General features: G+C 61.4%; 5 protein-coding genes and 1 pseudogene. 2 read left to right on the forward strand and 4 right to left on the reverse strand.

Features of this window, described 5'->3' with window-relative positions; all coding sequences use genetic code 11:
* Nucleotides 1-52: 52 nt before the first annotated feature.
* Complete coding sequence (locus tag AC1DJW_RS19995) at nt 53-1,360, reverse strand: ABC transporter substrate-binding protein (RefSeq protein WP_390280346.1); 1,308 nt, start codon at nt 1,358-1,360, stop codon at nt 53-55.
* Nucleotides 1,361-1,504: 144 nt separating this feature from the next.
* A complete protein-coding gene (locus tag AC1DJW_RS20000; protein WP_476902303.1) occupies nt 1,505-2,680 on the reverse strand; it encodes a LacI family DNA-binding transcriptional regulator in 1,176 nt (391 codons plus the stop codon).
* Between the two features lie 216 nt (nt 2,681-2,896).
* On the opposite strand from AC1DJW_RS20000, the gene AC1DJW_RS20005 reads away from it, so the two are divergent.
* The gene (locus AC1DJW_RS20005) at nt 2,897-3,778 is read left to right on the forward strand and encodes a sugar phosphate isomerase/epimerase family protein (protein ID WP_476902304.1); all 882 of its coding nucleotides are present in this window, start codon (nt 2,897-2,899) and stop codon (nt 3,776-3,778) included.
* A gap of 398 nt (nt 3,779-4,176) precedes the next feature.
* On the forward strand, nt 4,177-4,749 hold the full coding sequence (locus tag AC1DJW_RS20010) for a dihydrofolate reductase family protein (RefSeq protein ID WP_476902305.1): 573 nt from the start codon (nt 4,177-4,179) through the stop codon (nt 4,747-4,749).
* 349 nt (nt 4,750-5,098) lie between these two features.
* Here the strand turns inward: AC1DJW_RS20010 and AC1DJW_RS20015 are convergent, their stop codons facing one another.
* Nucleotides 5,099-6,085: an AraC-like ligand-binding domain-containing protein gene (locus AC1DJW_RS20015; RefSeq protein ID WP_476902306.1), complete on the reverse strand. Its 987-nt coding sequence runs from the start codon at nt 6,083-6,085 to the stop codon at nt 5,099-5,101.
* A 221-nt stretch (nt 6,086-6,306) separates the two neighbouring features.
* Nucleotides 6,307-6,814, reverse strand: a pseudogene (locus AC1DJW_RS20020) (hypothetical protein); the annotation flags it as partial.

Consider the following 6,814-nt stretch of genomic DNA (forward strand, 5'->3'; position numbering starts at 1 on the left):
AATCTCCTCGCTGGCGGGGTGGCTTGCCATGAAGCCACCCCGCCGGACGGGCCTACTCCTTGACGGAGAGACCATTCTGCTTGAGTCCGCCCACCGTGGCAGTCTGCGCGATTTCGATGCCCTGCTTGACGGTGCCGCCGGTGGTCAGCTTGCCGAAAGCATCCTTCATGGCGGTGTTGGTGAGGTCCCAGTTCGGTCCCCACTGCCAGCCGCTCTTGACGGAGGCGAAGGCCTTGTCGAAGACGGCGTAGATGTCGTTGCCGAAGTAACTCGCGTCGAACGCGCCCTTCGCCACGGGAGTCAGTCCCGGGAACGCCAGGTAGGCCGAGCCGGCACTGCCGCGAGCCTTGACGGCGTCGGGGTTGGTGGTGAGGAACTCGATGAACTTCGCGGCAGCGGCGGGGTTCTTGCTGCCCTTGGGGATGTTGAAGCTGGAACCGCCCAGGAAACCGTTCGATGGGGTGCCCCAGTTCGGCACCTCGGCCGCGATCCACTGGCCAGCCTGGTTGTTTGCTTTCGTACGCGACTGCAGGCCAGGGGCACTCCAGCTCGCGCCGAGGACACCGACAACGGTGCTGCTGGCCAGATCGGCGGACCATTCGTCGCTGAAGGACTGTTCGACCTTGACGATCTTCTGGTCGATCAACTTCTGCCAGTAGTTGGCCACCTTCTGCGTGGCCTCATCCTTGACGCCGATCTTCCAGCTGTCGCCGTCGGTTGAGAACCACTTGGCACCGGCCTGCCAGGCCAGGCCCGCGGTGACGACCGGATCGTTCGGGTAGAAGCTGGCGAGGTAGGCATTCGGTGCCACTGCCTTGACCTTCTGGCCGGCCTTCTCGAAATCATCCCAGGTCTTGGGAACCTCAACGCCTGCTTTTTCCAGCAGGTCTTTGCGGTACCACATGACCATCGGTGTGGTGTCGTAGGGAAGGGCGTAGGTCTTCCCGCCGAGTTGCACCAGTCCGCGGGCTTGGTCCGAGAGCTTGTCCAGCGTGGCGGACTTGTCGATCAGTCCGTCCAGCGGCTGGAGTTGGCCGTTGCTGACGAACTCGGCCAGCTGCGGGTATTCGATGGTGGCCACGTCGGGACCGTTGCCTGCCGTGATGGCGGTGGACAGCTTGGCGTAACCCCCGCTGGCGCCGTTGGGGACGGTTTCGAAGTTGACCTTGATCTTGTTCTGGCTTGCGTTGAACGCTGCGGCGACCTTGTCCATGCCTGCGAGCGAGGACCAGAACGTGATGGTGCCGGCAGGGTCTTGAGCCGGGGTCGGGGTTGCGGACGGTGTGGTCCCGCAGGACGTGATGAGGGCGGCACTGGCCACGAGGCTGGCCGCTCCGAGCAGAAGCTGGCGACGCTTCATTCTGTTCTCCTTTGAAGTTCACGATGCGAAGTCGTGGTGTGCTTTGAAGCACTTAACTCCCAATGAAACGGTCAGCGAGTAAACATATCAACGGAATGAACAGAATTGAACACTAGAACCGGAGTGAGGTTGTCTTGGCTTCCGTCATCCGGCGGCCCCGACGTCAAGCGCCTGGCTCTGCGTGGAATCGCGGATGTTGAGACTGGGAGAAAGACTAAGTCGCTGCAGCGCCGACACACCCCGTCGTTGGGCCCCGATCCTGTTCAGGCACATCAGCAGCGCTTCATGTCCGACGTCGTATTTCGGCGGTGCCACGGCCGTGAGGGGAACGGCCCCGAGTCCCGCGATTTCGTCGTCGTACGCAATGATCGCCAAGTCCTCGGGGATGCCGACGCGGCGATCCTGGCAGGCGCTGGCAAACTGCAGCGCATCCTCATCGCTGTGCACGATCGCGGCCGTCACGTGCGACTCGGCGCACCAGTCGAGGATCCCGTCCAACACCAGGCGGTGCGCCTGTGGATCGTTCAGCGCGCGGGACACGGGGCGCACCATGGTGGGGTCCTGCGGCGTCCCGGCCCGCCGCATGGCGAGGTGGTAGCCCTCGATGACCTGCGAGGCCGTGGGAGTCTTCTCCCGAACGCACAGCGCAATCCTTCTGTGGCCGATGGACAGGAGATGGTTGACCGCAATCTCCGCCCCGCGCACATGGTCGCTGCGTACGGATTCCAGCCGGCTTTCGTCCAAAATATCCTCGATGGAGCGTTCGACGACGACCACCGGCACCGTGGCCTCAGCCAACAACGCGAGGGTTTCAGTCCCGGCCAATGAAACCTCGCTGGGCGTAACCAGGATGCCGTCAACGCCGTGCTCGAACAGACGGCGGAGCTGTCGTCGCTCTTCGGCGCCCGAGTAGTTGGAAACCCCCAGAACCAGCCGCACGCCCGCTTCATGCGCGGCGGCCTCAGCGCCCCGGATAACCCCCGGAAAATAGTACGACGCCGACGGGACGATCATGCCGATCGTCGCCAGCGGGCGGCTCCCGCCCGGCCGCCCCGACAACGGAGGAACGCCCCCAGGAGCCGAAGGTCCCCGGCGGATCATGCCGGCAGCGCCACGTCTGCCGCTTTCCATGGCGGACCCGGCAACCGGGACGGCACCACCTCGGACGCGTTGCAGAAGCCCCTGCTCCGCGAGCACCGCCAAATCACGACGGACCGTCATCCCTGACGTTCCCATTCTTGCCGCGAATTCCTCAACGCTCAGGGAGCCATGAAAAGCCAACTCCTTCAGAATCTGCAGGTGCCGGTCCTCGGGCAGCATGAGCGTCTCCCATCAAGTTCACTTGTGTTTGATTTGTTCAGTATGAACTAGAGCGGACGCGGGCTTCGAAAGTCAAGGAGAACAAGGACCGCAAACCTCGGTCGCGGGATGTGTGCATTGTTGTTCAAATGACCTACCAATGCTTGACCCCAGGTTCCTCAGGGACTTCTCCTTGAATCAAGGCACTTTCATCGGAGGAGAAGAATTGATAGTGAAGTGGGCGAAAAGCTCAGCGGCGGCCGCCTTGTTGGTGAGAACTTCGTGAAGGCGAAGGTTGCGTTTTCTACGCTCGGCTGCCCTGAAGCGTCTCTCCAGGAGATTCTGGACATTGCGGCCACCTACGGGGTTCAAGGGCTCGAACTCCGTTCCATGGCAGGACAAGCAGTGCATCCTGGCTTATCCCGTGAAGAGCGCGGCTGGATCCGTAGGCGGATCGACGCGGCAGGGTTGCACGTCGTCTGCGTAGCTACGTACGTACGTGTAGGCAATCCGGGGCAGAGCGACGACCACGTACTCGGCGAGCTTGAGGCTCAGATGCTTCTCGCTCGTGACTTGGGAGCGGCAGGGGTCCGCGTTTTTCCGGGCGGGGCTGGCCCGGATTCGGATTCACGCATCGCAAGGCGGCTCGCGGCGGCCACCCGCTCCGCACCTGATATCCGAATCTATCTAGAAACGCATGACTCGCATCCCCGAGGAAGGGACGTCCGGCGGGTCATGACCCTCTTGGAAGAGATATGCCCCGGGCATGGCGTCCAAATTATCTGGGACGTTCTCCACCCGGCCACTGCCGGTGAGCTGCCCGCGACGACGTTCGAAGCCATCGGCCCGTGGTTTGGCTATGCGCAACTCAAAGATGCCAACCTGGACGGACGGTTACGGCTCCTCGGTGAGGGCGATATTCCGCTGCACGAAATCCTCGCTCTCCTCGAAGACCGAACCGAGTGGCTTTCATTGGAGTGGGAGCGCCCGTGGCATCCCGAGCTCCCGGAACTGGCCGTGGCCTTGGCCGGAATGAGGCAGTGGTTTGAAAAACTGACGGGGCCTCAAGCAAAAGGCCATTTCGTGCATCCGCTGGAGGATGACCGGAACATGGGTTGACCCGACATAGCTGTCAAAGCCCGGGCCCGCTTCGCGGTCCGCCAGCCGCGTCCGGCAGCGAGCCCAATGCCACCAACGCGCCGGAACATGCCACGATTGAACACCGACAATTAATCTGTTCTTGACAAATAAAATGTTCGGTAGAAAACTGAGACCAGAGGCTGCAGGCGGCCACCCCACCACTCGACAAGGAGACCGACATGTCCAGAACCACTTCGATTGCACCCCGGGACCAGCCAGTCACGACGAGCCGTCGCGCGCTGTGTCTGCCGGGTCGCAGCATCATCGGCTAACCAGCCTCCTCAGCTGACCCTCACTCAACCCACCGAGACCTCGCCGCGACCACAGCTAGAGCGGCGAGTATGACAACCGATCACAACACACCAAAGGAAACCGTCATGCGCACTCTGATCAGCACCGCATTTATCTCCCTCGACGGCATCGTGGACAGCCCGGGCGGCGAACCCGGCTACCGCAATTCCGGATGGACCTTCAAGGACATCGAATTCGTCCCCGAGGCATTCGAGATCAAAGAGCGGGAGCAACGGGAATCCACCGCGATCCTGATGGGCAGGGTCAGCTACGAGGCATTCAGTCCTGTATGGCCGGACATGGCCGAGTTCGCACACTACAAGACCATGCCGAAATACGTCGTCTCCACGACCCTCACCGACGACCAACTCGTCTCCAACTGGGGCGAGACGACCATCCTGCGCTCACTCGAGGAGGTCGCCGCCCTCAAAGAGACCGAGGGCGGCCCGATCATCATCCACGGCAGCGCACAGCTGAACAACGGCCTCTCGGACGCCGGACTCATCGACCGCTACCACCTCCTCGTTTTCCCGCTGCTCCTCGGCGCCGGCAAGAGACTGTTCAGCACCACTGACAAGGACACCCAGAGGCTGAAGCTCATCGAGCACGACGCCTACAGCAACGGCCTGCAGAAACAGGTCTTCGACGTCATCCGCTAAGAGAACTCCGGTTATCTAGAGACCACCTTGGCGCCACCGTCCAGATCCTGCTCGGACGCTATCTGTCCAGGAGGTAGCGGCCACGCAGGATCTCACACCTCTTGACGCTGGACATCCGGCACCATCTCCCACAGCAAATCCTTGCGCCCACCTGACCACCGAGCAGGCCGCATCTCGACCAATAATCCGGGCCAGTCCGGCCCGATCCGACGGCAAAGTGCGCACTTGTGCACGCCTGTTCGACGACCCGTAGCAATGGCTGATGGGCGCCCCTTTCACAAGTAATGACAAGCCCGAGGCGTCACTACATCCCGTAGGCTCGGCGGGTTTATCGCCAGAAACTACGGCTTCAAGCCCCGGAGTCGACAGCGTTGAGCCTGGTGTCTTGGTCGTGAAGCACGTTCAGGCGGTAGTCTCGGGGGCTGTAGGCGTATGCATCTTTGAAAATGCGGGAAAAGTGCGCAGGGTTATAGAAGCCCCAACGTTCAGCCACTGCCCGAATAGATTCTGCTTGTCCGAGGGGGTCAGCGAGATCACGACGGCACATTTCCAACCGGCGTTCACGCATCCATGTCGAGACAGTTGTCCCTTGCTCTCGGAAGAGCACCTGAAGATGTCGGGTTGAAATAAAGTGGGCGGATGCGATCTGGTCTAGTCCTAGCTCCGGGTCAGAGAGTTGGGAGATGATGTAGTCCCGGATCCGCATCGTCAATTCCAGATGGGCATCGGAGCGGTGCGGTACTACGACTCCTAGCTTCTCTGAGAATGCCGCCGAAACTAGCTCCACCAGGGAGTGCGCCATGCTCAGGCCCAGGCTGCTTTGAAACGCCTCCAAGTTATCGGCGACACCGACCAGGAAGTGCGCGACGATGGCTCCTAGACCATTTTGACCCGAGATTCCCAGGCCTGCGATCTCCGCGAGTGCCCGGGGCGGCAAGTTGATCAGCTGTTGTGGGAACATGACCACAAGAGTTTGTGAATCGTCCGGAAATGTCCTCCGGTACGGGAACGTGGAGTCGTAAACGGCGAAGTCATTCGGCTGCAGTGTTGCCGTGTTGCCGTTTTGTTCGATGGTGCTGGTGCCCTTCAGTTGAAGGGAGATTGAGTAAAAGGGGTCCGCGTTTCCTTGCGCAAGGCGGCGTGTGCGTTCGAGCCTGTGCCTGGTTGCAGTGATGTTGAAGAGCCGGATCCCGTTAACTGTGATGCCTTGGATCGTGGCGTGGAAGCCGTCCACATCGTCGGTGTCAATGGTTAGTGGGAGCAGCCTGGACGCCACCGTCTGTCGCCATTCGTTGAGATCACGGATTTCGCTGCTGGTGATCTTTGCTGCTGCCAATTTGGGTTCTTTCGTATCGGGACAGTAACTGACTATTACTCCCAACGGAGTCTTGATTCGATAGAGGCCACATGGAGCGGACCAATGCATTCTACGGGTTTCGCTGGTTCCTAGGCCGGTCCGGCGAAATCGCGGATACCGCGACGAAGAACACCGCCGTTCTTGGGGTTCGTTGGCGCAACCGCGAACCTTGGTCCAGGATTCTTCCGGCATGCACCCGATCAGTTCCGGTTGCCATCCCCTTGGATGTTTGCGAATCGCCCCCAAGGCGTTTCCGAGAACGCCGAAGAAACCTTCACGTGTTCAACAAATGTCATGCAAGGTTGCTCAAGGCCTGCGTCTACGTTCACTCCGGACAGCGCTTCTCTTTCGGTCCGGCCCGATCGAAGGAGGGGCGCGAAGAACGCGGCGAGTTCCGCCGTCGCGGTCAGGGGCAGGACGTTCGCGACGTACTGGTCCGGGCGAACGACCACCACGACGCCGCCGCGGTCCAGTCCGCGCAGCTCGAAGATGTCTGCCGAGGGGTCGGTGCCGTAGACGTTCTCGAGGTACGTGAGCTTGAACGGTCCGACCTGGGGCGTGAATGCCGCCGGCACGGCGCCGATGTCGACGCCTGTGTGCTCCTGCTGGTAGATCACCTTCACGTCGAACCACGCGTCCCGGTCGGCGCCCGACGGCGTTGCGGCCAGCGGCGAGTCCGGCGAGTTCGCGATCCACCCGGCAAAGTCC

Source organism: Arthrobacter sp. 05L417, from assembly GCF_056397865.1.

Bases quoted from the DNA above. Each gene is read 5' to 3' on its own strand.
- AC1DJW_RS19995 (WP_390280346.1), bottom strand. From the start codon at position 1,360: ATGAAGCGTCGCCAGCTTCTGCTCGGAGCGGCCAGCCTCGTGGCCAGT.
- AC1DJW_RS20000 (WP_476902303.1), bottom strand. From the start codon at position 2,680: ATGCTGCCCGAGGACCGGCACCTGCAGATTCTGAAGGAGTTGGCTTTT.
- AC1DJW_RS20010 (WP_476902305.1), top strand. From the start codon at position 4,177: ATGCGCACTCTGATCAGCACCGCATTTATCTCCCTCGACGGCATCGTG.